This window comes from Burkholderia pseudomultivorans (genome assembly GCF_001718415.1).
GTDB lineage: Bacteria > Pseudomonadota > Gammaproteobacteria > Burkholderiales > Burkholderiaceae > Burkholderia > Burkholderia pseudomultivorans_A.
Window position 1 is genome coordinate 2,747,132 of sequence record NZ_CP013377.1, and the last position, 24,723, is coordinate 2,771,854.

The window sequence follows — 24,723 nt, forward strand, 5'->3', positions numbered from 1 at the left end:
TTTTGTAGCAGAGGGGCTACAACGAGAGTCGATCCGACTGTTTTTGATGCCCCGGGGCTACAAATGACGACTTTGGCTGACGTTGCGGAGATGCTGAGGGAAGCGCGCCGCACGGCGGGTCTTTCGCAACAGGAACTGGCCGATCGCGCCGGTGTCGCGCGTACCACGCTGGCCCGCATGGAAACGCTGGCGCGAAGCGACATGCGCGCATCTGCGCTCGTTCGTCTTCTCGAGGCGGCCGGCTATGATCTGCGAACGGTCAGGCGCGGCCACGGACGGACGCTGGACGACATCCTGACCGAACAGCGCACGATGGGAGAGACGTGACATGCGCCTTCATGTCCATGTCAAAGGCAAGCTCGCCGCTCATCTCTATCGCCAGGCGGACAACTACGCGCTACCTCCGGGACTGAGCATCGAAGGCCGCAAGACATGGGCCCCTGGCAAGACGCTGGAACGTTTCTTCAACACGCGTCTTGGCATCCCGCCGAAGCAATATCGCCAGATGGTCGAAGCGCTGTGCGACTCCGCCGTATCCACCGCAAAGGACATCGTCGAAGCTGCGAAGAACGACACTCGGTGGCATTGGATCGCGAAGCAGATGCTGCACGCATGGAACGAAGGCATGGGGTCGCTTCGCAGCGCCAAGCCGCAGGTGGCGTTCAAAGCGCCCACACCGGTCATCGAAGCTGCCGGCTTCTCGGACGCAGATCCGGTCGATCACGCGAGAGAGGTGATTGGCCGCTCGGAGCTGCTGGCAAATCGCGGCAAGGAGAACTGATGCCCGTGCAGGCTCGGCTGCCACGACCCAGTCCGCCGCCTTCCCTCACCCCACCACCCGCGCCTTGATCCACAGAAACAGCGGCACGCGCGACCACTGCCTCAGCTGATCGGTATCGGCATGATCCGGCAGCGGCTCGCGCAACGACACGATCGCGAACCCGACCGCCTCCAGCGCCTCCATGTAGGCTTCCAGCGGCAGCGACCAGCCCGCGAAATGCATCGACAACCCGTCGCGCGTCTCCACGCCCTCGAAATGCTCGCGGCCGAAGTACGTGCCTTCCAGCACGAACGGCGCGTCGGGATGCGGCCCCGCGAAGCGCCCGCGATCGCGGAACGGATGCACGAGCGATACGAACAGCGTCCCGTCCGGTTTCAGCACGCGGCGCGCCTCGCGCAATGCGCGCGGCATGTCGTCGAGATCCATCAGCACGTTGTACGCCATCACGAGATCGAAACTCGCCGGATCGAACGGCAGCGATGCGGCGTCGGCGAGCGCGTAGCCGTGGGCGGAATCGGCGCGGCGTGCCGCATCGAGCATCGCGGGCACCGCGTCGCTCGCCGTCACGTCGTAGCCCAGCGTCTTCAGTGCGCGGCTCACGCGGCCTTCGCCGCAGCCGATCTCGAGCGCGCGACCGCTGCCGCGGCCGATGTACGCGACGAGCCCGTCGCGGTATTTCCAGAATGCGTCGTGTCCCGGCTTGCCGGCCCAGTCGATCCATTGGTCGGCGACGTGCGTCCAGTGCGCGGTGATGGGTTTCGTGTCGGTCATGAAGGGCTCCCGATCCGGATTCGTGCAGGCTGCTCAGGATGCGCATGGTAAGCCGAAGCGGCGCAGCGCGTGAACGGACTGCGCGCGACGGCAGCGGCGCGATCCGCATCCCGCGGGTTTGACTTCCCGCCGCAACGGCTTACAGTAGCCCGAAACGACGCATGCCGCGCAACCGACGCCGAGGACCTTCGATGCCGACGCCCTTCGTTCCCCCCGATATTCCGTACCCGACCGTCGCGGCGGAAACGCGCATGGTGCACGACACCGCGACGCTGAACCCGTCGGACTACCGGCCCGCCGACGGTTCGCCGTGGGTCATCGCCGATCTCACGCCCGCGCCGGACAGCGGCGCCGCCGTGTCGGGCGACACCTACTTCGATACCGCGAAACAGCGCACCGTACCGGTGCCCGACGCGCGCCGGCGCTATGCGAATCGCGGCACATGGACGCTCGTCGCGAGTTCGAGCCCGTCGGTGCCGTCGACGGGACGCTACGACTGGCTGACGCTCGCCTGGCCGAGCGCGATCCGGCGACCGATCCCGAATACGCCCGAGCATCTGTATTCGCCATTCACTCGCGGCGGCACGATCGTCTACCGGTGGCATCCAGCGGCCGACGGCGGCGAGCAATTCGGTGCGGTGCGCATGATCTTTCCCGAGTGGAAGCAGCCGGTCGCGGAGGTGCTGCGATCGGCTGCCGCCGACAATGCACGCACACCTTCCGGCAAGCGCCCGCACGAACCGGCGCTCGATCGCGCCGCGCACGACACGAATCCGATGGCCGCCGTGCTCGATTTCGGCGCTGCGCTGCGCGACGAACCTGCCGAGCGGATCGTCGCGCGGCTGCCCGCGCTGCTGCGCGCGCACGACGCGCACGAAACGTCCGCCGTCGTGTTCCTGTGCCTGTCCGCAGCGCGCGAGGAAGACCGGCAGCGCTTCGTCGAAGCGATCGACGCGTCGATCGCCGACATCGACGATCCGGCGCGACTGCTCGCGATCGCCTACGGCGCGTTCGCCGCCGACCGGCTGCTGCCCCGGCCGTTGCGCGACGTCGCGCACATCGCACGCATCAACGACGTATTCGCGGCGCTGAAGCAGCGGACGTCGGTGCTCGGCGTACCGGTTGCGCAAGGCTCGCCGTGGTACGAGTTCTTCACCGCATATCGGCTCGGCGAGGCGGCGTCCGGAAACGGACCGTGACCGGTGTCGTGCTGATCGTGCTGATTTCGTACCGGGAACCCGCGCGCATGACGGGCGGTCGAAACCCCGCCGCCTGACCGTAGACGACGGAACGCTACATCGACCGTCGATTACGTCTGCCGCCCTCTTCCGATCACGTCACATCACGTCATTCATTCCTCATGCTGAGCATCGGTCCCTTCTCGATTCGAGTCGTCGCGGTCGCCGCTGCCGCGCTGCTCGCGTGGCTCGTCGCCCGTTTCATGCAGCGCCGGCCGCCGGACGGCCAGCACAAGACGGCGGCGAGCCTGATTCTCGACACGCTGCTGCTCGGCCTGATCGCCGCGCGTGCGAGCTATGTCGTTCGATGGTGGTCCGAATATGCGGCCGCGCCGCGCTCGATCGTCGCGCTCGGCGACGGCGGCTTCGACTGGCGCATCGGCCTCGCGGCCGGCATCGCGTTCGCCGGATGGCGGCTGCGCCGCCTGCCCGCGCTGCGTCGTCCGGCACTGGCCGGCATGCTGGCCGGCCTTGGCGCATGGGGCATCGCGCAGGGCACGCTCGCGACGCTGCAGCACCATGCGCCGCCGCTCGCCGCATTGCAGCTCGAAGCGCTCGACGCAACGCCGGTTGCGCCGCAGCGCTTCGCCGGCAAGCCGGTCGTGCTGAACCTGTGGGCGAGCTGGTGCGCGCCGTGCCGGCGCGAGATGCCGATTCTGGAGCAGGCCGGACGCGACCATCCGGATCTCGCGGTCGTGATGCTCAACCAAGGGGAAAACGCGCAGACGGTGCGCGCGTTTCTCGAACAGCAGGGCTTGCGCTTCGATCACGTGCTGCTCGATCCCGCGTTGCGCGCGATGCATGCCTACGGCTCGCGCGGACTGCCGACGACGCTGTTCTTCGATGCGCAAGGCAACCTCGTCGAATCGCACATGGGCGAGCTGACCGCCGCACGGTTGAAGGATACGTTGAGCCAGCGGTTCGGTAGGTGAATGCCATCGATGGTCCGGCATCGCCGCTACAAGCTGCAGAACATTTCACTCGCGCGGTTGATGCATACGCTGGTATCGCTGGGCCAGCATGTGGAAATCGTCGTGCAGCCCGCGCGACGCGCACGCACGGCAGGCATCACGGTCGCGGCATGACGCCCGCGACCGGTCCGCTCGCCGCCCGCCGAACCGCCCCGACGCGCGGCAGGCGGCTTACGGACGCGACAGCACCAACACGCGCCCGCCGACGCGATAAAGCTTGAGCCAGCCCGTATCGGCCGTGAACCGCAGCTGCTGCAACGGGAAATCGAAGCCGGCCTGTCCGGCCGCGCTGATCACTGCGTCAGCGATCCAGCGAATCAGCGCCTTCCCTTCCTCGGTCGTCTGATGGCCGTTCTGCACACCGTAAAAATAGCGATTGCCGGCGTTGACCTCGTTCTGCAACTGCATCCAGTGTCCGGGCAGGCCCGGCAAGGTCCGGAACAGATCGGCGACCCGCTGCGTCGTCAGTCCGCGCGCCCACAGCGCGCCATTGACGGCCGGCCGCGCGAGGTTGTGGCGATCCGCTTGCTGAGCCTGGCCTTTGATGTCGCCTTTCAAAACATCGGGTTTCGTCATCACGCATTCCTCATGGTTGCCCCGGCGCGGGCCGGGTGAATGAAAGAAGCTGCCGGAAATCGACGGTGGCACGCGCCGGCCGTCGCCGCCGTCTGCGCCCATCGAACGATACGCTCAATCTGGCGATTCATCACATGAATATGTGGTGTCGCACCACCGGGGTTCGGAATGCGGTCATGCCGTCGCGTGCGTTCGCAGCGCCGAAGCACGGCACGTCTGCCCTTGGCATGCCTGCCCCGCGGAATTCGCCATGGCATGAACGCTTCACGGCGTACCGGCGCGGGGGAGCCAGTCATGGCGATCACTGCGTCGCCTGTGCCTTCAGCATCCCTTTCAGCACCAGACACGCGCCGCCACCGACCGCGCTCGCGCATGCGACATAGCCGAAGTACAGCTGGTAGCCGTACATGCCCGGGTATGCGGTGGTCAGCCAGCCGTTCAGCAGCGGCAGGAATACGTCGGGCGAATAGCCGAGCAGCGAGATGATGCCGATCGCGAGCCCCGTGATGCGCGGCGGCACGTCGCAACGTTCGAGCACGCTCCAGTACAGCCCGCGCACCGCATAGGTCAGCAGGCCGATCACGGTGACGACGCAGGCGAACAGCACGACCTGGTTGAATGACGGGAACACGATCAGCGCGACCAACGCGAGCGCCGCGCAGAACAGCGCTGCGCCCAGCACGTTCAGCGTGCCGACGCGATCGCCGATGAAACCGCCGCCGATCCCGCCGATCGGCCGCATCCACAGCTTCAGCGACGCGACGAAGCCGGCCGCGACAATCGACATGCCGACGCCCTCCTGCTGCAGGTACGGCGAGATGCTGTAGATCGCCCACGACAGGTGATAGCCGCAGAACACGATCAGTGCGAACACCCACAGGCGTCGATTGCGCGCGAGGGTTCGCAGGTCCTGCACGAGCGGACGCTTGTCGGCTTGCGCCGCATCGTCGGCGTGGCCCGAAGCCGACGCACTCGCGTCCTTGACGAGCAGCAGCAACGCGCCGAGCGCGATGCAGAGCACCGAATAGCCGACGACCACCTGCCGCAACGCACCCGCGGGCGATACGCCTGGCGACTCGACGAGCCACGCGAAGAACGCAAGCGAAGCCGTCGCGAGCAAAGCCTCGATCAAGCCGCGCCCACCGTCGAGGAACCCGAAGAAACGGCCCTGTTCGGTCGGCAACGCGATCGTCTTCACATGCTTGATGACAGGCGTCCAGAACGCGAGCCCTGTCGTCAGGCCCCAGCCGCAGAAGATCGCCAGCAACGCCGCATACGACGGCGCGCTGGCATACCAGAAGCCGAGCGCGCCCGTCGCCGCGAGCGAGAAGGCGATCAGACCGCGCGGCGACAGCCGATCGGCAAGCCAGCCGCTCGGCAGATAACAGATGAAGAAGGTGACGCCCAGCGCCGAGTAGAGATAGCTGAGCTGCATGCGCGAAATCCGGAACAGGTCCAGCATCGTGTGCTGGTAGAACTGGCGCAGGTACAGCATCGAGTAGATCGCGCCGGCCGCGCAGACGAGCAGCGCAAGCTGGAGGTAGCGGCCGGCCGGCGCCGGCGCAGCGGCTGCATCCGGGATCGCGGCTTCGCGTGCCGTGTCGTGGTTCGTCATGTGCCTCCTCTATCCGGTGATTCCCGCCGGCCGCAGGCCGGTTGTCATGCAATGCGCGAGTGAATGCCCGGTGCTCGCATCTGGCAGCGTTCCTGTTCCGTCGATCCAGCCGATACAAACCGGCGTGCGGCCGCGCCCACCGACCGCCACAGGGCACTCACGCCCGCATGCATGATGATAAAAAATCGGCCGCTCGGGGGGAACGGCCGTCAAGGAGAGGTCCCTTGTCGGGACACCGGTGGACACCACGCCAGACCGGCCGAGCTATTGTTGACGAACGACTCTGCGCTGACCATCGGACAGGTCTGATTCGTCTCCCGACCGCACGAAAATCACGTCGTCCTGCCCTGTGCGTACAGTGCGATCGCTGGATACAGGGGCCGCTGCCGCTCGCGGGCCTCGTTCGCTGATCGGGATGCGGGCCACGGCCCGACACCCACGTCGAAATTCAGACTAGCCCGATACACCGCGCCGGATCCCGTCCGTAAACTCGGGCACATGATGCCTCCGCTCCAGACCACCTTCGACGCGCTGCGCGATGCCGTCGCGCACCGTACCCGCCGCCCCCAGTTCCTCCGCAACCTCGACGTCGCCGTGCTCGCGCTGATCGTCGCGAGCGTGCTCGTCGTGATGGCCGACAGCGTGCACGACCTGCACGAACGGTACGGTCGCACGCTCTACGTGGCGGAATGGGCGTTCACGCTGCTGTTCACCGTCGAATACGTGGTCCGGCTGATTGCCGCGCCGAAGCCGCTCGCGTATGCGCGCAGCTTCTTCGGCATCGTTGATCTCGTGTCGGTACTGCCGACCTATCTCGCGTTCTTCTTCCCCGGCCTGCACGCGCTGATCGACGTGCGGCTGCTGCGCTTGCTGCGCGTGTTCCGCATCCTGGGGTTGTCGATCTATCTCGAGGAAGGCCAGATGCTGATTCGTGCACTCGCGCGTGCGCGGCGCAAGATCTTCGTGTTCATTGGCGGGATGTTCGTGCTGGTCGTGATTCTCGGCACGGTGATCTTTCTCGTGGAGGGACCGGAGCACGGGATCACGAGCATTCCGGTCGGCGTGTACTGGGCAGCCGTGACGATGAGCACGACCGGCTACGGCGACCTGACGCCCGTCACGCCGCTCGGCCGGCTGATCACCTCGTGCGCGATCCTGCTCGGCTACGGAATCATCGCGTTTCCGACCGGGATCATGGGCGCCGAACTGGTGGCGTCGGCACTGGAGCGCAAGCGGCCGGCCGGCGAGGCGGCGCGATGCTGTCCGCATTGCGGCGGCGCGTTGTCGTCGCATGGAGCAGCCGATACGGCCCGGAGCCGGCGCACGGATGCGGGTGCATAGCCGGCGCCGGCGAACGCGCGTCGTCGAGAATCAGCCCCGTCCTATTCAGCTTCGTTTCCGCGTGACCGACACTGCACCCATCGAGCGGCACGACCATTGCGGCGTCGAACCTCGCGACACACGACCCGTGCCGGACGCCAGTCGCTCGTATTCAATCCCATTCATTCAGGAATTCATATGATCGCTCGTTCCATCCTGGCGACGCTCGCCACCGCCACGCTGACCACCGCCGCTTCCGCCCAGGTCCTTCAGGAAAGGAATCTGCCGCTGAACCTTGCCAGCGAGATCGCTCATCAGGCCATCCAGGCCTGCTCGGCCGACGGCTACAACGTGGCCGTCACCGTGGTCGATCGCAGCGGCCTCGTGCGCGTCGTACTGCGCGGCGACAACGCGGGACCGCACACCGTGGACGCATCGAAGCGCAAGGCCTACACCGCGCTGTCGACGAGGACGTCGACCGCCACGCTCGCGACGAACCTGCAGAAGAACCCGGCCGCCGCGCAGATGGCGGCAATCGACGGCTTCCTGGTGCTGGGCGGTGGCGTGCCGATCAAGGCCGGCAACGAAGTGATCGGCGCGGTGGGGGTCGGTGGCGCACCTGGCGGCCATCTCGACGAAGCCTGTGCGCTGCAGGGGATCGCCCGCGTTCAGGCGAAGCTGCTGTAAGGTTCGGGCCCGATCGTGCGCGATTCATTCGAATCGCGCACGAGATCGGCCCGGCAATCGTCCGCCCCGGATGAACCTGTCGCCCCTCACCCCGCTTGCCCGCCCAGCGTCTGCACGAACGCCGCCAACCCCGTCAGCATGATCTGCACGCCCACGCACAGCAGCAGGAACGCCGATACCCGCATCGCCACTTTCGTCCCCTCCCCGCCGAGATAACGCGCGAGCGTCGTCGCACGGCTGTAGATCTGCCAGATCGCGAACGCAACGAGCGCCGCAACCGCGACCGACACCAGGCCCGACGCCAGATAGTCGGTCGCCGTGCGCGCGCGATTCGCATGCAACGCGATGCCGGTCGCGATCGAGCCGGGCCCGGTCGTCAGCGGTACCGTGAGCGGAAAGAACGTGCGCGGCACTCTCACCGCCCGACACGTCGGGTGCGTTGAGCATCGACCAGCCCGCCACGGCCACCGCGAAGCCGCCGCCGATTCGCAGCGCTTCCATCGAGATCCCGAAGAAGTTCAGCACCGGCGCACCGGCGAAGAAGATCACGAGCAGCGTCAGGAACACGTTCGTCGCCAACTGCTTCGACAGGATCGCGCGCTCGGCTTCCGTCAGCGATTGCGTGCGTTCGAGGAACACGAAGGCCATGCCGAACGGATTGATGATGCCGATCAGGCCGGTGAAGCCGAACAGGATTTCAGGAATCAGGCGATCGACCTGCATCGCGATCGTGCTCCTCGATAACGAAGGGGGAGTAAAAAAAAGCGGCCAGTCGCAAGACCGGCCGCCAAGACGACATCTCTCTCCATGATCCGGCGCGGGGGGCGCGCGCCGGCCTCCAGAACCCAAATTGTCGATGAAACCGCGCATGCAGGAAATCAGCCGAGTCCGATTTTGCGGCTGCGCGACGCGCTGCGCAGGGGCGCTGCCTTCCGGTTATCGAACCTCGGAAAGCGGCCTCGGCGGAGAGTCACTCGTGAAATACCTGCACGTCGATACCGGACACGATATTCGCTGCGGCGTCCCGCTCAGCGTTCAAGCAGGCGTGTGTGGCTCGGCAAATTGACCGTGAGATCGGTGCCGCGCGTGCCCGATGGTGTCGACACGGCTGCCGGACGCGCCGTCTCGCGCGTTGCCGCGAGCCAGTGCGTGAACTCGGCGGCCGTCATGCCGACGGCCTCGGCCGCAGTGGGCGTCGAAGCAGCGGCCTCCGCAGCAGCCGGCTGCGTGTCGCGTCCACGCGGCGGCATGGCGTGTGCGACCTCGGCTACCGGAGCGGCACGATGCTGCCGCCCCGCCACGCCGTCATGCGTCTTCCGGCTCCGGGCGACGGCGGCCGGTTTCGCTTCGGCGACGGCACGTGCCGGCCCTGCCTGCGCCGAACCGCGTGCGACCGACGCAGGCCGCGACGCCGCGCGCCGCGCCGGCTGCGTCGCCGCCGCACCGTCCCGGCTCGCGCTCTGCGTGCCGGCCAATGCGCTCGCAGCCGGCGCCGCTTGCGCGGCAACGACGGTCGCTGCGCTGGCCGTCGGCACGACGCTCCGCGTATCCGCCGCCTCGATGCTGTCCACCATCGCCGACACGGCCGCCATCGGCGCCCCGGCAATCGCCTCCGGCGCGATCGAGATCGCCGCCGCGTACACGCTGCCCGGCATCGGCCCATGCTGGCGTGCGTCGAACAGATGCGTCGCCACCACGCACACGAGGCCGAACATCGCAGTCGCCAGCGCCGTCATCCGCCAGCGACGGCGGATCGGATGCGGCCGTACCCATGCCCGATTGTCCGAGCCGAAATCCTCGGCCCGAACCGGTCGGGTCACCTTGATCCTCCCGGCGTCGCGCGCCGGCATGGCCGCCTGCGCGGGACGCGGGCCGTAGATGTCGAAGACGCTCGGTCGCGGCCGCCGGCTCGCCACGAACGGCCGACGTCGCCGGCCATACGGCGGCGGCACGTCCGAATACGGAAGTGCCAGCGGAATCGCATAGTGCCCGGTGATGTCCTGCATGCTCATGATGTCGGCAACGTATCGCGCAGCTTCCGCCGCGGCGATCCGTACGTGCTCCCGTAGTTGAACGATGGTCGGCTTCGAGTATCGCCGCCGGGCCGTCGCCGGACAATCGGACCAGGCCGCGCCTGCCTCGGCAGGCGAGTCGGCCCAGTCCTACCGACGCGACGGCACGCGCCCCGGACCGACCCTGGCAGCACGGGCGCTCGCCAGCCGCTCACGCCCCGCGATACACCGACGCGTACCACGGCGAACACAGCAGCGGCACGTGATAGTGCCGCGCCGGGTCGGTCACGGTGAAGCGCACCGGCACGACGTCCAGCAGCGCGTCGGGCGCAGTGAAATGCTCGCCCAGATGGAAACGCAGCTCGAACGTCCCGCTGCGGGCGAGATCGCCGTTCTGCATCGGTGCGTCGTTGCGTCCGTCCGCGTTGCTGGCTGCCCGCGCGACGAGTGCGGGCGGCCGTACGTCCAGATCGAACAGCTCGATCCGCACGCCGGAAATCGGCTTGCCGCTGGTCACGTCCAGCAGATGGGTGCTGATGCCTGCCGCCATGTCGCAGTCCTTTTGCGCGGTCACGTGCCGCGGTAGTACGTGTAATGCCAGGGGCCGAACTGCACCGGCACGTGCAGCCGCTCGTCGGCGCTCGCGATGCGGAAGCGGATCGGCACGGTCGCGAGGAACGACGGTTTCGCCAGCTGCGCGCCGATCGAGCGGAAGTACTCGTCGACATGCAACAGCAGCGCATACGACCCGGCGCGATAGGCGTCGCCCGACAGCAACGCGCCGCCGGTCCCGCCGCGCGCGTCGACGGTGGCGTTGCGTAGCGGCACTTCGTGCTCGCCGTCGAAACGCGACAGCTCGACGCGCAGGCCTTCGGCCGGCACGCCTCGCAGCATGTCGACAATGCGCACCGTCAGGTCGGGCTGCGGATCGCGCCGCTTGCCGCGCACCGCGCCCTGCGCCGGTATGGCCGACGCGGGCTCGACCGCCCCGGCGGGCGTGGCGGCCAGCGTCCCGCCGCCGGCCAGCGCCGCCGTCGCGAGCACGAGCCTGCGCCGGCCCGCATCGATGGCATCCTTCATGTCTCCTGCCTCCTCGCGGATGCGCGCGACTCGCACGCTGCGTTGCTCAGAAGCGGCCGCGCAGGCCGATGAACACTTCGTTCGACGACAGCTTCGCCTTCAGTTGCTCGTCGCGCGCGTTGATGCGGTTCGCGAACGTGTTGAAGCCCGTCTCGACGTTGCCCATGTCGACGTAGCGGTAGCCGAGGTCGATCGAGAAGCGCTTGTTGATCGCGTAGCTGACGCCGGCTCCGGCCGAATACGCGAGGTTGGTCTGCGTCTTCGATGCGAAGCGGCGCGAGTCGTTGGTCTGCCAGCCGTCGGCCGACACGATCGCGACGCCGATGCCGAGCGTGCCGTACACCGAGAAGCCGCGGCCGAGATCGAAGTCCTTGTAGCCGTTGAGCATCAGGCGCTGCGCCGACACGTGGAATTCGTTCGCGTTTGCATCGAACGGCGCCCAGTAGCTGGTGAAGTTGTTGGTGCGCTTGAACACGTATTCGCCTTCGGCGCGCCAGCCGTTGCCGAACTGGTAGCCGAGGCCGAGCGAGCCGGTCAGGTTCGAGCCGACGTCCGGGCCGCCGATGCGGCTCGCGACGCGCGGGCTCGTCAGCTCCATGTTCACGGCGTTGTCGAACGCGCCGATGATGCGGCCCGTCGCGTAGTAGCCGGCGTCGCCTGCCTCGGCGGCCCGCTTCGTTTCCGGCGCGGTCACGGTGTCGGCGAAAGCGGCGCCCGAGAACAGCAGGGCGAGCGTGGACGGCAGGGCAAAGCGCTTGATCATGATGAGTTCGATTCCTTGACGATGGATGACTTGTCGGAGAAACCGTCATCGTAGGAATCGCACGGCGATCGTTGAACCCGTTCGGCTACGGGTTGCGCCTCCGTAGCGCTACGGAGGCGATCCGCTCGCGAGCGTCGCGTAATCGCGCACCAGTTCGACGAGCGACGCGGCCTGCAGCTTGTCGAACACGTTCGCGCGATAGGTCTCGACGGTGCGCGGCGACAGCCCGAGCTCGCGCGCGATCGCCTTGTTGCTCCAGCCGCGCACGATGCCGTCCAGCACCTCGCGTTCGCGCGCGCTCAGCGTCGCAACGCGCGCGGCGCGCGTCTGCTCCGCGTCGCCCTGCCCGCGCTGCGCCGCGTGCCGGCGCAGCGCCTGCTGGACCGTGTCGATCAGCTCGTCGTCGTCCACCGGCTTGCGCAGGAAATCCAGCGCGCCGCGCTTGAACGCGCGCCGGCACGCATCGACGTTGCCGTGGCCCGTCATCACGATCACCGGCAGGTTGCGCCGTGCGCGCAACACGTCGAGCGCGTCGAGGCCGCTCATCCCCGGCATCCGGACGTCGAGCAGCACGCAACCGAGCGCCGCGTCGTCCGCATCGGCGAGGAATGCCGATGCGTCCGGATAGCAGCGCGTCGCCACGCCGACCGTGCGCAGCAGCAACGCGAGCCCGTCACGCACGGCTTGGTCGTCGTCGACGATCGCGACGATCGATGCACCGTCCGTCGAGCGCAGCGCTTCGTTCATGCGCCCGCCTCGGCCAGCGGCAGCAGCAACGCGGCCTCGACGCCGCCGGTCGCCAGGTTCTTCACGGTCAGCGTGCCGTCCTGGCGCTGCGCGAGCGTGTCGCACAGCGGCAGCCCGAGGCCGAGCCCGCGCTCGCGCGTCGTGAAAAACGGTTCGAACAGGCGCGGCAGCAGCTCCTCCGGCACGCCCGGGCCGTTGTCGGTCACGCTGAAGCGGTAATGCCCGCCGATCTGTTCACCGCGGATGCGTATCTCGCCGCGCGACGTGCCGCCCAGCGCATCGCGCGCGTTCTGGATCAGGTTGTGCAGGATCTGCTCGACCGCGATCGGCTCCGCAAACGGCCGCGCACGCGGCGCCGCGTTGTGCCAGCCGAGCGCCACGTGTTCGCGCGCGCAGTCGTCGCGATACAGGAACAGCAGCGTGCCGATGATCGCGTCGGGCTCGATCGGGCGGCGCTCGCCGCCGTGCGCGGACGTCACGGCTTCGCGCAGGCGCTCCAGGATCGCCGCCGCGCGCTTGGCCTGCGCGACGCTCGTCTGCAGCGCGCGGCGCACGCTGTCGCGCTCGGCCGGTTCGTCGAGCATGCGTTCGGCCGCACGCGTGTGGCTGACGATCGCGGTCAGCGGCTGGTTCAGCTCATGGGCAAGGCCGGCCGCCATCTCGCCGAACGTGTCGAGCCGGCTGAAGCGATCGAGGCGGGCGCGCGCGTCTTCGCGACGCCGCGCTTCGCGCAGCCGCCACGCGCCGAGTGCGCCCGCCACGAGCAGCGCGGCGACCGCATTCCACAGCGCGATCGGCAGCCACGGCAGGTCGGCAGCCGTCAGCGTGCGCGTGGTGTGCAGCACGAACGCCTGCGGCTGCGCGGGGAGATGTTTGTCGAGGCGCATCGTCCACAACGGCAGCGCGTCGCCCGATGCGGACGGCAGCAGGTCGATGCGGCGGTCGCGCAGTTCCAGCGCCGCCGTCGACATCGACGCGGGCCAGTCGGCCGCCATGAACATTCGGCGCGGATCGACGCGCACGGCCCAGCCCGACTCCGCGACGAGCCAGTACGCGGCCGGGCCGTCGAATGCGAGCGTGAACGGCTTGCCGGGCCGATGCTGCGGCAACACGTTGGGCGCCGGGCCGCCGTCGGCCTGCCAGCCCGCACCGCGCCGCCACAGCGCCAGGCCGTCGAGCTGCGGCATGCGCTCGCGCAGGCTGTCGAGCATGTGCGCGGGCGGCGCGCCCAGCGACGACGCGCCGAGCGTCGCGAGGATCGCCTCGTGCTGCGCGGCCTTCTGCGCCAGCAAGCGGATCGCGATGCTCGAATCCTGGAAGAAGCGCCCGTACGCGTCGGTCACGGCACGCGACACGACGAACGCAGTGCCGGTCACGCTGAGCGCAAGCCACGCGAGCAACGCGGCGAGTCGAACGGACGGTTTCATGAGCGTCGAAGCCTGGGGCGATGTCGCGTATATCGACACCGTACGGTAAGCGGAGCGGTCGATTTTAGCTGCGCGGCGACGGCGCGATGCGGGGCGCAGTCCTAAATCGGCCGCCATTCCCGTCAGCCCCGTCCTAAACCGTCGGGCAACGCACGGAATGCCTGCGGCGCCCACGTCAATATCGGACTGGGCTGATTTCCCTGCCGCGTCGAACCGCGCACAATGCCTTCGCCAGCACGTCATCATCCAGGGGCGTGCCGGCTCCATAGTCGATACTTTGATCCCGCCGTTCCGGCGGGACTTTTTTGAAGGCATCGCGCCGCCCCGCCCGGACGGCGCCCGGCCAACCGGCCATGATTCCGATTCCGTTCGCCCGTTCACGCTCCCGCGCCGCCGTCGCGTGCCGTTCGCCGCGACGCATGCGCGTCGTCATGTCAGTCTTCAGCGATTTCTCCGCATCGTGACCGACACGCCTCCGACATCCATCGCGATCCTGACGATCGACCATCCCAGCCGCGGCACCTTCGACGATCGCCTGCGTCGCGCCGGTTGCGGCTACGATCGCCTGCGCATCGACGACATCCTGCGCCGCGCCGGTTATCGGCCGGCCCGCTTCGAATACCTGCCCGACCTGCTCGCCAGCTGCGACGTGCGCGCGTTCGACGTCTTCATCGTGCAGTGCGAAACGGCCTGCTACCGCACGGCAGAAGCGATCCGCACACTGCGCGCGCGTTTCGCGGGCACCGTTGCGATCCTGTCGATCAGCCAGCGCGATACGGAGCGCTCCCGCGTCGCGTGCTTCGCGGCCGGCTCGAACGAGCACCTGCCGTATTCCGTTGCGCCGGACGCGCTGATCGGCAGCCTCTCGACGTGGCTGCGCTGGTCGCATCATCGCGCCACATACCGGCGCCGCTGGCAAGTCGGCCGGTTCGAATTCGACAGCGCCGAGCGCATCGTGCGCGTCGCCGGCCGCGAACACGTGCTGACCGAAAAGCATTTCCAGATCGCCACCGCGTTCTTCCTGAACATGGGCCGCGCGCTCGACCGCGCACACGTGAGCCAACTCGCGTGGGGCTCGCTCGTCGCATCGACAAACCGGCGGCTCGACACGCACGTCGCGTACCTGCGCGACCGGCTCGAACTCGACGGCCGGCACGGCGTGCGGATGATGACGATATACGGGTTCGGCTATCGGCTCATCACGTGCGAGCCGGACGCGCAGCCCGACAGCGACGGCGCCCCGCCGCCACGCTAGCGGGCCGCGACGGGCGTGCACGAAAACGCGGCGCGCCTCGCATCGCCGAACGAGCCTCGATGGCACGTCGGCTCCCTCGCCACCCTGACAGCGCCCCGTTGCGCGCCGATCGGACTCCATTATCATGGGGGCACCTTGGCCGACCGCCCCGCCCCCGATGGACCACCGCGCCGCATCCGACCGCTCCCGCCCCGTCGCCGACGGCCGTCCGTCCGCCCCTACACCGGCCGGACGGCGCCAGCGCGCATTGCTGTACGCCGGCGGCGCGGCCGTGACGGTCGCGATCCTGCTCGCCAGCGGGCTGATGGTCTATACGATGGCGCGCGAGGCGATCCAGGCGCGCTATACGACGTTCGCGGTGCGCCAATTCCTGGTCCAGATCGAATTCAAGATGCGTACGACGGGCATGGACACGCTCGTTACGCACGACGAAGCCGTGTGGAATGCGCGGCCGACCGACCCGGCGCGCGTCGCCGCGCTGGCCGCCGGCCATGGCCGGCTCGTGATCCAGGGCAGCCCGACCTTCCCGCCGACGCTCGTGCTGGCCGACCTGTCGGCCGCGCGGCCGGCTGCCAGCTACGCGCACGATCTCGCGATGGCGAGCGACATGAGCTACCGCGTCGGCGCGTATGTCGCGAAGCATGACGCCGACCGCTCGATCGCCGGCTATGCGTACCGCCCCGACCGCAGCTTTGCGGTCGTGATTCCCGAGCCCGTGCCGCCCGACCCGCTGACCGCGTCGCCGGCCACGGACGCCGCCACGCTCGTCGCGAAAGTCGCTGCCGGCATCGATACGCCGCCGCCCGGCCAATACCAGTGGCATCCGCCCGTCTACGATCCCGTGCAGCGGCGCGACGTGTTCCGCATTGCGGGCGCCGTCTACGACGCGCAATCGCCGCGCGCCGTGTTCCTGTCGACGTTGCCGGTCGACGTACTGCGCACGCGCCTGTCGAGCGGCGACGCGACCGACGCGGCAATCGTCGTCGATACGCACGGCCGCACGCTGCTGCGCGCGGGCACCGCGGCCGACGACGACGCCGCGCGCGCGGCCCTCGAACGGCTCGGCGCCCGCGCGCGCCAGCCGGCCGAACGCGGCAGCGCACGCACGGCCTTCGGCGACGGCCTGTTCGTGCTGAGCCAGCCGATCGCGGAAACCGACTGGACGCTGGTGCAGGCCTTCACGCTGCGCTCGCTGCTCGCGACGATCGGGCTGCGCGCGGGCTGGTACGTCGCGATCATGCTGGCCGCGATCGCGCTCGTCTGGTGGCTGCTGGTGCGCTTCGACCGCCGCGTGCTGAAACCCGACGACGCACGCACGCGGCGCGTGGTGGAAAGCGAGAACCTGAACCGCACGATCGTCGAAGCCGCGCCGTCCGGCATCGCGCTGCTGTCGCTCGCCGACGGCGCCGTGCTGCTGCAGAACGACACGATGCGCGACTACGATGCACGCCGCGCGGGCGAGCCGTCGCTGCCGGCACGGTTGCTGCAACGCTTCGGCCGTTCGCCCGACGCAGGCGCCTGGCAACCGGATCTTCACGTGACGCTGCCGACGGCCGACGGCGATGCCGTCGACCTGCTCGTCAATCTCGTGCGCACGCGCTTCCGCGACATGGACGTCGTGCTGTGCAACTTCTCCGACATCACGTCGCAGAAGAACGTCGAGCGCCGGCTCGACGAAGCCGCGCGCGCGGCCGACGCGGCGAACGACGCGAAATCGGCGTTCCTGGCCACGATGAGCCACGAGATCCGCACGCCGCTCAACGCGATCCTCGGCAACCTCGAACTGATCGGCCGCGAGCCGCTCACCGCGACGCAGCGCGAGCGGCTGCATACCGTCGAAGGCGCATCGTCGGTGCTGCTCGACCTGATCAACGACATCCTCGACCTGTCGAAGATCGAAGCCGGCCAGATGACGATCGAGGCGATCCCGTTCGATCTCGCGGAGACGATCCGGCAGACCGGCGCGATGTTCGAACCGCTCGCCGCGGCCAAGGGACTGCAGTTCGACGTATTCGTCGACGACGCGCTGCCCGCGCGCCATCTCGGCGATCCGACGCGCATCCGGCAGATCGCCGCGAATCTCGTCGGTAACGCGATCAAGTTCACGAACCACGGCGAGATCACGCTCGAGGTGTACCTGCGCGATGACACCGATCCTGCTTCGCCGATCGCGATCGGCGTCAGCGACACGGGCATCGGGATGACGGACGCGCAGCGCGCGGCGCTGTTTCGCCCGTTCACGCAGGCCGACACGTCGATCGCGCGCCGCTACGGCGGCACGGGCCTCGGGCTCGCGCTGACGAAGCAGCTCACGCAGATGATGCACGGCTCGGTGGACGTGAAGAGCGAGCCCGGCAAGGGCAGCACCTTCGTCGTCACGCTGCCGCTGCCGCCGGCCACCGACGCGCAGGTGGCCGAACACGACGCCGCGCAGGCCGACGATGCCGCGCTGCCGGCCGTCACCGCGCGCGTGCTCGTGGTCGACGATCATCCGGTGAACCGCAAGCTGCTGCAGGGGCAGCTCGTCACGCTCGGCTATGCAGCGGATGCGGCCGAGGAAGGTGCGGCGGCGCTGCGGCGTTGTACCGATACGCGCTACGACCTCGTGATGACCGACCTGAACATGCCGGGCATGGACGGCTACACGCTCGCGCGCGTGCTGCGTGCGCAGTATCCGGGGCTGCCGGTGGTCGCCGTCACCGCGCATGCGAGCGCGGTCGAGCATGCGCGCTGTGCGGAAGCCGGCATCGTCGCAGTGCTGGTGAAACCGGTGCTGCTCGATACGATCGACCGGACCGTGCGGCGGCATGCACACGCCGTCGCCGCGCAGGCGCCGGCACGGCGCGCCCTCGTCGATCTCGCGGAAGGGCCGTTGCCGCCGGACGTGCATGCGCTGCTCGACGCGAGTCTCGTGCAATCGATCGCGGCCACGCGCGACGCGATTGCACGCGACGATATCCCCGCGCTGCGTCACGAACTGCATGCGCTGCGCGGTGCGTTCGCGACGATTCACGAACATGCGGTGGCCGACGCGGTCGGCGAGCTGCAGGCCGTCGTGCATGGCGGTGACCTGACGTCGTTCGATGCGCGATTCGCGCAGGCGATCGACCTTGCACGGGAAGCGCTTCAGCGACGCACGACGCAGGCACCGACTGCCTGAGCGCCGCACGGCGGCTCTGTGCCGGCCTTTCCTGCTCATTACTTTTCCCCCCGGGGGCGCGCTCGCGGGGCTTCCGCACGCGTATAGGACCAGGCCTACACGCCCGCTCTCCCGAATCAGCCCTGGACGACTGATTAGGACGAGGCCGATCCCTACCATCGGTTTGTGAATTGACAAGCTGAAAGGAGTAGGACCATGAACAGGGCTTATCGCAGCGTCTGGAACGCTGTTACCAGCACATGGACGGCGGCGGCCGAAACGGCGAAGTCGCAGTCGAAGGGGTCGGCGCGCGCGGCGCGGCAAGCGGTGGTTGCGTTCGCGCTGGGCGGTGCGGCGGTCGGTGGCGCGGCGGCGGCGGAAGCGTGTACGACGGAGGAAGGGACGAAAGGGACGGTCGACGCGGCGGGGGTGTGTACGGTGGCCAATGGCGGCACGATCGGTACGACAGGCCTGATCGGGACGATGGCGTTCGACGACACGACGTACGTAAAGGTCAATAGCACCGGCGCCGCCGCAACCGCTTCGGGCACCAACGCAGTCGCGATCGGGGGGAGTGCAAACTCGGGCGGCACCGATTCGACGGCGATCGGCCAGGGGGCAACCGTCGTGTCGGGGGCAAACAATTCCGTTGCACTCGGGACCAGCGCCCGCGTAACGAATTCGAACTCGGCAGCGATCGGCTCCAATGCGTCCGTAGCGGGCAGCTATTCGAATGCGTTCGGCCCGTCAGCCACCTCGGCCGGTACGGCGACCATTGCGCTCGGCGGCAATTCGACGGCAAGCGGAAACTATAGTGTCGCAATCGGCGGTGCCACCACTACTGGCCGGGCTGCCGTCGCGACCGGTACGGGCTCGATTGCGCTTGGCACCACCTCCAGCGCCGGCGCCACCAACGCCGTAGCATTGGGTTTCGGCACGGTTGCCAACCGGGACAACACGGTATCCGTGGGTGCCGGCGTTCCCAATATCGACGGAAGCACGTTCACGCGTCAGATCGTCAACGTTGCCGCCGGCACGGAAGACAACGACGCAGTGAACGTCGCGCAGATGAACGCGGGACTGTCGACCACCAACGCCTCGATCGCCGCAACGAACCTCACGGTCGCGAGCTTAAGCACCGGCCTGTCGACAACGAACAGTACGGTTGCTGGTTTGAGCACCAGTCTGTCCTCGACGAACAGCGCGGTCGCTGGTCTAAGCACTGGCCTGTCTTCGACGAACAGCACGGTCGCTGGTCTAAGCACTGGCCTGTCTTCGACGAACAGCACGGTCGCCGGTCTGAGCACCGGCCTGTCTTCGACGAACAGCACCGTTGCCGGTCATACGAAGCAGATCGGGGACATCGACGACAAGCTGAGCAAGCTCGAAAGCGGCACGATCGGCCTCGTCCAGCAAGCCGGGGCAGGCGCAGACCTGACCGTCGGCGCGAACACCGACGGCGCAGCCGTCGATTTCGCCGGTAAGGCGGGCGACCGTACCCTCAAGGGCGTCGCCGCCGGCACAGTCTCGGCCACCAGCGACGAAGCCGTGAACGGCTCGCAGCTGCACGGCGTCGCGGACAGCGTCGCTTCGGCCATCGGCGGCGGCTCGACGGTGAACCCGGACGGCTCGATCTCCGCGCCCGCCTTCACCGTCGGCGACGGCAGCGGCGGCACCACGATCGTCAACTCCGTCGGCGACGTCGTCACCAACCTCGACGGCCGCGTGACGAACAACGAAGGCGCGATCTCGAAGCTCGCCGGCGAAATCGGCAGCGGCACACTCGGCCTCGTCCAGCAAGCCAACGTCGGCGATGACATCACGGTCGGTGCAGGCACCGATGGCGCAGCCGTCAACTTTACCGGCACCGCAGGCGCGCGCAAGCTCACCGGTCTTGCCAACGGCACCGTGGCAGCAGGCAGCACCGACGCCGTCACCGGCGACCAGCTGCATGCGACCAATCAGGACGTTGCGAAGAACGCGTCCGATCTCGCGAACTTGGGTTCGCAGGTCACGAGCATCGACGGCCGCGTGACGGTGAACGAAACCAACATCGCGAAAAACACCGGCGACATCACGAACATCAACAACCAGCTCGACGAGTTGTCGAGCGGCACGATCGGCCTCGTTCAGCAAGCCGGTGCAGGCGCAGACCTGACCGTCGGCGCCAACACCGACGGCGCAGCCGTCGATTTCGCCGGTAAGGCGGGCGACCGTACCCTCAAGGGCGTCGCCGCCGGCACAGTCTCGGCCACCAGCGACGAAGCCGTGAACGGTTCGCAGCTGCATGGCGTCGCGGACAGCGTCGCTTCGGCCATCGGCGGCGGCTCGACGGTGAACCCGGACGGCTCGATCTCCGCGCCTGCCTTCACCGTCGGCGACGGCAGCGGCGGCACCAGGATCGTCAACTCCGTCGGCGACGTCGTCACCAACCTCGACGGCCGCGTGACGAACAACGAGACGTCGATTACGCAGATCCGCAACGACATGAGCAGTGGATCGGTCGGCCTCGTTCGGCAAGATCCGGCCTCGGGCACGATCATGGTTGCCACCGCCCTGGGCGGCGCATCGGTGAACATCGCCGGCACCGACGGCACGCGCAGATTGTCCGGCGTCGCGAAAGGCGTGGACGATGACGACGCCGTGACGGTCGCCCAATTGAAGGCCACCGGTCTGATCGACTACACGGGCAAGGAAATCGGCGCCGTCACCTACGACGATGGCATCGCGCTCGATTCCGTGACGTTCGGCGGCAAGACAGGCACGACGCTGCACAACATCGCGCCGGGCCTGATTGCGGCAGGCAGCATGGATGGCGTCAACGGCGGCCAGTTGTATGCGATGCAGCAGGAGTTCGCGAAGCAGTATGGCGACCTGAGCAGCAAGGTCGGCGACCTTTCCGGCCGTGTCGGCGATCTCGAAGCGGGCGGCGGCGGGCCCGGGGACGGCAGCGGCACGCCAGGTTATGGTCCGGGCATGGGAACGGGCGGCGAAGGCTCGCTCGTCGTAGGCGGCGCGGACGCGTCCGGCTCGAACGGCACGGCAGTCGGCCAGGGTGCGGGCGCATCCGGTTCGAACGGCACGGCAGTCGGCCAGGATGCGATCGCATCGGGCGAGAACAGCACCGCGCTCGGCCAGGGCGCGTCGGCCACCGGTAGCGGTTCGGTCGCGATCGGCCAGGGCTCCGTGGCGACGGAAGCGAACACGGTGTCGTTCGGCGACGGTACGGCCGAAGGCAACCGCCGGCTCGTCAACATCGCGGACGGCGTCAACGCGTCCGACGCGGCGACGAAGGGCCAGCTCGACCGTGCGATGGAATCGGTCGACGCACGCTTCAACGACACGAACCGCGCGATCAACGACGTCGCGAAGAACGCGTACGCCGGTATCGCGGCGGCGATGGCGATGCCGAACATGACGCCGTCGCAGCCGGGCAAGACCGTCGTCGCCGTCGGCGCCGCAAACTTCAAGAGCGGCTCGGCGATTGCGGCCGGTGCGACCTACCGGTCGCGCAGCGGCAACTGGCTCGTGAACGGCGCGACGTCGATCACGTCGGTCGGCGACGTGGGCGTCCGTGCACAGGTCGGCTACGAGTTCTGACCCGGCGGCTCCGCGCAAGCGGAGCACCGCCCGGAAGCGGGAGGGCGCGATCCCTCTCGCCTTTCGGCCGACGGTCAGTGGCCATTCATTCGAGTGGCCACCGGCCGTCGGCGCGACCGGATCGCGTCCACCCGCCGTACCGCCCACGATCGTGCCGTTGCGCCGACTCCAACCCAGTCTTGAAGACGCTCACCGCAGTACGCCCCCAGGCGCTGCGCGCCACGCAATATCAACATGACCAGAAACTTCCCCATTCGCATCGCGATCGCCGACGACCATCCGGCCGTCGTCATCGGTGCTCGCTATGAACTGTCCGCGACGAACACCGTCTCGGTCGTCGCGATCGCGCACAACTCGACGGAACTGATGGAAGCGCTTGCGAGCCATCCCTGCGACGTGCTCGTGTCGGACTACGCGATGCCGGGCAACGAATACGGCGACGGCCTCGCGCTGTTTACGGGCATCCTGAAACGCTTTCCCGGCCTGAAGATCGTCGTAATGACGATGATGGAGAACGCGGTGGCGCTGCGCGCGCTGATCGATATCGGCATCGCGTGCATCGTCAGCAAGTCCGACATGCCGAACCACCTGACGATGGCGATCCACGCGGCTTATACGAACGGCCGCTACCTGTCGCCGTCGATGGACCGGATCCTGCGCAGCACCGGCAGCGTCGGCGGCAAGGCGCCCGCGTTGTCGGTGCGCGAGGTCGAGGTGATTCGCCTCTTTGCATCGGGACTGTCGGTCAACGAGATCGCGGACAAGCTGAATCGCAGCAAGAAGACGATCAGCACGCAGAAAAGCTCGGCAATGCAGAAGCTCGGCATCGAGCGCGACGTCGATCTGGTGCGCTACGCGATCGCGTGCGGGCTCGTGACCGACTATGGCTATGCGCCGCCTGCGCGCGGCGACGAAACGGGCGAATAAAGCCGCCGCCTGGCCTGAAAGAGAAAACCCCGGCGACCGCGAGGTGCCGGGGTTTCAGTGCGCCGGCGCGTCGCCGCCCCGCCCTTCGCTGGCCGACGCGGCGACGATACCGTGCTCGATCGCGTAACGCAGCAGGTCGATGTCCTTCTCGATGCCGAGCTTTTCCATCGCGCGCGCCTTCTGCGTGCTGATCGTCTTCTTGCTGCGGCTGAGTTTCTCCGCGATCTCGTTGACCGTCAGCCCCGATGCATAGAGCCGCACGACTTCGAGCTCGCGATCGCTGAGGTCGCGCTTCTGGTCGGTCGCGCGCGCGCTCGAATGCGACGTGAGCGTGCGCACGACCTTCTCGACCGACGGCGAGAAATACGACCCGCCGGTTGCGGCCGCGTGAATCGCGGGAATCAGATGATCGATCGTGTCGGACTTGCTGACGATGCACTCGATGCCGAGCCGCGTCAGCGCGCCGATCACGGCCGGGTTGTCGAGCATGGTCAGCACGACCAGCTTCACGGCCGGATGATTGCGCTGCAGATAGGAAAACAGCGTGATGCCGTCGCCGTGCGCGCTGCCCGGCATCGCATAGTCGGACACCACGACGTCGCACTCGCCGCCTTCGACGAGCCGGATCAGCTCGGTCGAATTGACGGCCTTGCCGCTCAACTTGATCGTCGGCACCGACGACAGGCCATGCTCGACGCCGACCAGCATCGCCGGGTGGTCGTCGGCCAGTACCACGCGTATCAGATAGCTTCCCATAGTCGTCCAGATTTGCGCGGCAATCGTCGCGGCCGGCTCGCCGCCTGGCGGGCGGCGACGGCGCGCATCGCGGCGTCGTGGATCGTAATTGGGCGCTATCTTCGCATGAAACCGGGGGCATCAGCCATCGCCTCGGCGGGCGGGGCCTTCGTGCGGCGCATCGTCATAAAAAAACCGCCGGCTCGTGACAAGCGGGCGGTTCAAGGTACAGGGCGGGCGGGGGAGCGTCCTTCCATCGGCTCAGTGCCGATCGGGTTCCCGCGCGTACCGGTGGAGCGTCATCCGTCGCGCGTCACTTCGCGTCGATCCGGATCTCGACGCGGCGGTTCTGCGCACGGCCTTCCGCCGTCGCGTTGGACGCGACCGGGTCGGCTGCACCCAGGCCTTCGGAGACGAACGACTGCGCCTTCAGGCCGTTGCTGCTCAGGTAGTTCATCACGTTGCGCGCCCGCGACGCCGACAGCGCCAGGTTGTGCGTGTTGCTGCCCGTCGAATCGGTGAAGCCGGTCACGGCCACGCGACGGAACTCGATACCGCTGTTGATCTGCACGAAGCGATCGAGCTGGCTGCGCGCCTCCGGCGTCAGTGCCGCGCTGTCGAACGCGAAGTTCGCATCGCCCTGCAGCAGCACCTGGCGCTGCGGGACCGGCTGCGGAGCCGGTTGCGGCGGCGGCGGCGCGGCCTGCACGACCGGCTGCGGCTTGCCGCACATGAAGGTGATTTCGCGCGGATCCTTCATCGGCGCACGGCTGTACACACGGTCGATCATCTCGAGCGGCGTGAAGCCCTGCCCCTGGCAGAATTCCTCCGCCGCGCGCGCGCAGGCGTTCGCGCTGCCGAGCAGCCCGTCGCAGCTGACGCGGAACACGTTGTCCGGCTTGCCGGGCATCGACACCGCACGGATGTCATAGGTGAGGCCCGAGTGCGTCGTACACGCACCGAGCGCCATCGCAATCGCGCCGATCGATGCGGCGCGCAACAACAAGGTTTTCATCGTCATGGTGAAACGTCCGCCGCGCGGGCGGACTTCTGAAAAAGTTGAATGGAGTCGATCGGGC

General features: G+C 68.1%; 21 protein-coding genes and 3 pseudogenes. 12 read left to right on the forward strand and 12 right to left on the reverse strand.

Annotated elements, in window-relative coordinates; all coding sequences use genetic code 11:
• The first annotated feature begins 63 nt into the window (after window positions 1-63).
• Window positions 64-327: a helix-turn-helix domain-containing protein gene (locus WS57_RS11875; RefSeq protein WP_009693407.1), complete on the forward strand. Its 264-nt coding sequence runs from the start codon at window positions 64-66 to the stop codon at window positions 325-327.
• Between the two features lies 1 nt (window position 328).
• The gene (locus WS57_RS11880) at window positions 329-781 is read left to right on the forward strand and encodes a hypothetical protein (RefSeq protein ID WP_009693408.1); all 453 of its coding nucleotides are present in this window, start codon (window positions 329-331) and stop codon (window positions 779-781) included.
• A gap of 45 nt (window positions 782-826) precedes the next feature.
• Here the strand turns inward: WS57_RS11880 and WS57_RS11885 are convergent, their stop codons facing one another.
• Window positions 827-1,552: a class I SAM-dependent methyltransferase gene (locus WS57_RS11885; protein ID WP_009693409.1), complete on the reverse strand. Its 726-nt coding sequence runs from the start codon at window positions 1,550-1,552 to the stop codon at window positions 827-829.
• A gap of 191 nt (window positions 1,553-1,743) precedes the next feature.
• On the opposite strand from WS57_RS11885, the gene WS57_RS11890 reads away from it, so the two are divergent.
• From WS57_RS11890 to WS57_RS11900, 3 genes and pseudogenes are all read left to right on the forward strand, one after another.
• Window positions 1,744-2,751 (forward strand): hypothetical protein, encoded by a 1,008-nt coding sequence (locus WS57_RS11890; RefSeq protein ID WP_069244250.1) that lies wholly within the window; start codon window positions 1,744-1,746, stop codon window positions 2,749-2,751.
• A 161-nt stretch (window positions 2,752-2,912) separates the two neighbouring features.
• Window positions 2,913-3,722 carry a TlpA family protein disulfide reductase gene (locus WS57_RS11895; protein WP_069244251.1) on the forward strand — a complete coding sequence of 270 codons (810 nt, stop codon included), beginning with the start codon at window positions 2,913-2,915 and terminating at the stop codon, window positions 3,720-3,722.
• 18 nt (window positions 3,723-3,740) lie between these two features.
• A pseudogene (locus WS57_RS11900) lies at window positions 3,741-3,875 on the forward strand (XRE family transcriptional regulator); the annotation flags it as partial.
• A gap of 57 nt (window positions 3,876-3,932) precedes the next feature.
• Here the strand turns inward: WS57_RS11900 and WS57_RS11905 are convergent.
• Complete coding sequence (locus WS57_RS11905) at window positions 3,933-4,439, reverse strand: peptide ABC transporter ATPase (protein ID WP_236871888.1); 507 nt, start codon at window positions 4,437-4,439, stop codon at window positions 3,933-3,935.
• 199 nt (window positions 4,440-4,638) lie between these two features.
• The gene (locus WS57_RS11910) at window positions 4,639-5,952 is read right to left on the reverse strand and encodes an MFS transporter (protein WP_069244252.1); all 1,314 of its coding nucleotides are present in this window, start codon (window positions 5,950-5,952) and stop codon (window positions 4,639-4,641) included.
• Between the two features lie 498 nt (window positions 5,953-6,450).
• Between WS57_RS11910 and WS57_RS11915 the strand changes: the two genes are divergently transcribed.
• Together WS57_RS11915 and WS57_RS11920 are read left to right on the forward strand one after the other, a co-directional pair.
• Window positions 6,451-7,293 (forward strand): ion transporter, encoded by an 843-nt coding sequence (locus WS57_RS11915; protein ID WP_059516172.1) that lies wholly within the window; start codon window positions 6,451-6,453, stop codon window positions 7,291-7,293.
• 177 nt (window positions 7,294-7,470) lie between these two features.
• Window positions 7,471-7,959 (forward strand): GlcG/HbpS family heme-binding protein, encoded by a 489-nt coding sequence (locus WS57_RS11920; RefSeq protein WP_059516174.1) that lies wholly within the window; start codon window positions 7,471-7,473, stop codon window positions 7,957-7,959.
• Window positions 7,960-8,045: 86 nt separating this feature from the next.
• Here WS57_RS11920 and WS57_RS11925 read toward each other — a convergent pair.
• From WS57_RS11925 to WS57_RS11955, 7 genes and pseudogenes are all read right to left on the reverse strand, one after another.
• Window positions 8,046-8,682, reverse strand: a pseudogene (locus WS57_RS11925) (MarC family protein).
• Window positions 8,683-8,987: 305 nt separating this feature from the next.
• Window positions 8,988-9,971, reverse strand: coding sequence for a hypothetical protein (locus WS57_RS11930; protein ID WP_069244253.1), 984 nt, complete (start codon window positions 9,969-9,971; stop codon window positions 8,988-8,990).
• Window positions 9,972-10,182: 211 nt separating this feature from the next.
• Window positions 10,183-10,521 carry a hydroxyisourate hydrolase gene (gene uraH / locus WS57_RS11935; RefSeq protein ID WP_059516181.1) on the reverse strand — a complete coding sequence of 113 codons (339 nt, stop codon included), beginning with the start codon at window positions 10,519-10,521 and terminating at the stop codon, window positions 10,183-10,185.
• A gap of 20 nt (window positions 10,522-10,541) precedes the next feature.
• Window positions 10,542-11,051: a hydroxyisourate hydrolase gene (locus WS57_RS11940; RefSeq protein ID WP_069244254.1), complete on the reverse strand. Its 510-nt coding sequence runs from the start codon at window positions 11,049-11,051 to the stop codon at window positions 10,542-10,544.
• Window positions 11,052-11,097: 46 nt separating this feature from the next.
• Window positions 11,098-11,814: an outer membrane protein gene (locus WS57_RS11945; RefSeq protein WP_059516185.1), complete on the reverse strand. Its 717-nt coding sequence runs from the start codon at window positions 11,812-11,814 to the stop codon at window positions 11,098-11,100.
• 108 nt (window positions 11,815-11,922) lie between these two features.
• Complete coding sequence (locus tag WS57_RS11950; RefSeq protein ID WP_069244255.1) at window positions 11,923-12,561, reverse strand: response regulator transcription factor; 639 nt, start codon at window positions 12,559-12,561, stop codon at window positions 11,923-11,925.
• Window positions 12,558-13,988 (reverse strand): ATP-binding protein, encoded by a 1,431-nt coding sequence (locus WS57_RS11955; protein ID WP_069244256.1) that lies wholly within the window; start codon window positions 13,986-13,988, stop codon window positions 12,558-12,560. The genes WS57_RS11950 and WS57_RS11955 overlap by 4 nt, the downstream gene beginning before the upstream one ends.
• 157 nt (window positions 13,989-14,145) lie before the next feature.
• Between WS57_RS11955 and WS57_RS11960 the strand changes: the two genes are divergently transcribed.
• The 5 genes and pseudogenes from WS57_RS11960 (at window position 14,146) to WS57_RS11975 (ending at window position 22,909) form a co-directional block, all read left to right on the forward strand.
• On the forward strand, window positions 14,146-15,243 hold the full coding sequence (locus WS57_RS11960) for a winged helix-turn-helix domain-containing protein (protein ID WP_230945573.1): 1,098 nt from the start codon (window positions 14,146-14,148) through the stop codon (window positions 15,241-15,243).
• 124 nt (window positions 15,244-15,367) lie between these two features.
• Entirely contained in the window at window positions 15,368-18,403 is a 3,036-nt protein-coding gene (locus tag WS57_RS11965; RefSeq protein ID WP_236871889.1) for an ATP-binding protein, read from the forward strand.
• Between the two features lie 195 nt (window positions 18,404-18,598).
• Window positions 18,599-18,673, forward strand: a pseudogene (locus WS57_RS38370) (ESPR-type extended signal peptide-containing protein); the annotation flags it as partial.
• A 36-nt stretch (window positions 18,674-18,709) separates the two neighbouring features.
• Entirely contained in the window at window positions 18,710-21,982 is a 3,273-nt protein-coding gene (locus WS57_RS11970) for a YadA-like family protein (RefSeq protein WP_420481036.1), read from the forward strand.
• Between the two features lie 234 nt (window positions 21,983-22,216).
• The gene (locus tag WS57_RS11975; RefSeq protein ID WP_059516194.1) at window positions 22,217-22,909 is read left to right on the forward strand and encodes a LuxR C-terminal-related transcriptional regulator; all 693 of its coding nucleotides are present in this window, start codon (window positions 22,217-22,219) and stop codon (window positions 22,907-22,909) included.
• A gap of 54 nt (window positions 22,910-22,963) precedes the next feature.
• Here the strand turns inward: WS57_RS11975 and WS57_RS11980 are convergent, their stop codons facing one another.
• Both WS57_RS11980 and WS57_RS11985 read right to left on the reverse strand, forming a co-directional pair.
• Window positions 22,964-23,665, reverse strand: coding sequence for a response regulator transcription factor (locus WS57_RS11980; protein ID WP_059516196.1), 702 nt, complete (start codon window positions 23,663-23,665; stop codon window positions 22,964-22,966).
• Window positions 23,666-23,957: 292 nt separating this feature from the next.
• Window positions 23,958-24,665 carry an OmpA family protein gene (locus WS57_RS11985; protein ID WP_059516198.1) on the reverse strand — a complete coding sequence of 236 codons (708 nt, stop codon included), beginning with the start codon at window positions 24,663-24,665 and terminating at the stop codon, window positions 23,958-23,960.
• Between the last annotated feature and the right edge of the window lie 58 nt (window positions 24,666-24,723).

What these genes read in the sequence shown, in the direction of transcription:
- WS57_RS11875 (WP_009693407.1), top strand. Translation starts at nt 64, where the DNA reads ATGACGACTTTGGCTGACGTTGCGGAGATGCTGAGGGAAGCGCGCCGC.
- WS57_RS11880 (WP_009693408.1), top strand. Translation starts at nt 329, where the DNA reads ATGCGCCTTCATGTCCATGTCAAAGGCAAGCTCGCCGCTCATCTCTAT.
- WS57_RS11885 (WP_009693409.1), bottom strand. Translation starts at nt 1,552, where the DNA reads ATGACCGACACGAAACCCATCACCGCGCACTGGACGCACGTCGCCGAC.
- WS57_RS11890 (WP_069244250.1), top strand. Translation starts at nt 1,744, where the DNA reads ATGCCGACGCCCTTCGTTCCCCCCGATATTCCGTACCCGACCGTCGCG.
- WS57_RS11895 (WP_069244251.1), top strand. Translation starts at nt 2,913, where the DNA reads ATGCTGAGCATCGGTCCCTTCTCGATTCGAGTCGTCGCGGTCGCCGCT.
- WS57_RS11905 (WP_236871888.1), bottom strand. Translation starts at nt 4,439, where the DNA reads ATGGGCGCAGACGGCGGCGACGGCCGGCGCGTGCCACCGTCGATTTCC.
- WS57_RS11910 (WP_069244252.1), bottom strand. Translation starts at nt 5,952, where the DNA reads ATGACGAACCACGACACGGCACGCGAAGCCGCGATCCCGGATGCAGCC.
- WS57_RS11915 (WP_059516172.1), top strand. Translation starts at nt 6,451, where the DNA reads ATGATGCCTCCGCTCCAGACCACCTTCGACGCGCTGCGCGATGCCGTC.
- WS57_RS11920 (WP_059516174.1), top strand. Translation starts at nt 7,471, where the DNA reads ATGATCGCTCGTTCCATCCTGGCGACGCTCGCCACCGCCACGCTGACC.
- WS57_RS11930 (WP_069244253.1), bottom strand. Translation starts at nt 9,971, where the DNA reads ATGAGCATGCAGGACATCACCGGGCACTATGCGATTCCGCTGGCACTT.
- uraH (WP_059516181.1), bottom strand. Translation starts at nt 10,521, where the DNA reads ATGGCGGCAGGCATCAGCACCCATCTGCTGGACGTGACCAGCGGCAAG.
- WS57_RS11940 (WP_069244254.1), bottom strand. Translation starts at nt 11,051, where the DNA reads ATGAAGGATGCCATCGATGCGGGCCGGCGCAGGCTCGTGCTCGCGACG.
- WS57_RS11945 (WP_059516185.1), bottom strand. Translation starts at nt 11,814, where the DNA reads ATGATCAAGCGCTTTGCCCTGCCGTCCACGCTCGCCCTGCTGTTCTCG.
- WS57_RS11950 (WP_069244255.1), bottom strand. Translation starts at nt 12,561, where the DNA reads ATGAACGAAGCGCTGCGCTCGACGGACGGTGCATCGATCGTCGCGATC.
- WS57_RS11955 (WP_069244256.1), bottom strand. Translation starts at nt 13,988, where the DNA reads ATGAAACCGTCCGTTCGACTCGCCGCGTTGCTCGCGTGGCTTGCGCTC.
- WS57_RS11960 (WP_230945573.1), top strand. Translation starts at nt 14,146, where the DNA reads ATGCCTGCGGCGCCCACGTCAATATCGGACTGGGCTGATTTCCCTGCC.
- WS57_RS11965 (WP_236871889.1), top strand. Translation starts at nt 15,368, where the DNA reads ATGGGGGCACCTTGGCCGACCGCCCCGCCCCCGATGGACCACCGCGCC.
- WS57_RS11975 (WP_059516194.1), top strand. Translation starts at nt 22,217, where the DNA reads ATGACCAGAAACTTCCCCATTCGCATCGCGATCGCCGACGACCATCCG.
- WS57_RS11980 (WP_059516196.1), bottom strand. Translation starts at nt 23,665, where the DNA reads ATGGGAAGCTATCTGATACGCGTGGTACTGGCCGACGACCACCCGGCG.
- WS57_RS11985 (WP_059516198.1), bottom strand. Translation starts at nt 24,665, where the DNA reads ATGACGATGAAAACCTTGTTGTTGCGCGCCGCATCGATCGGCGCGATT.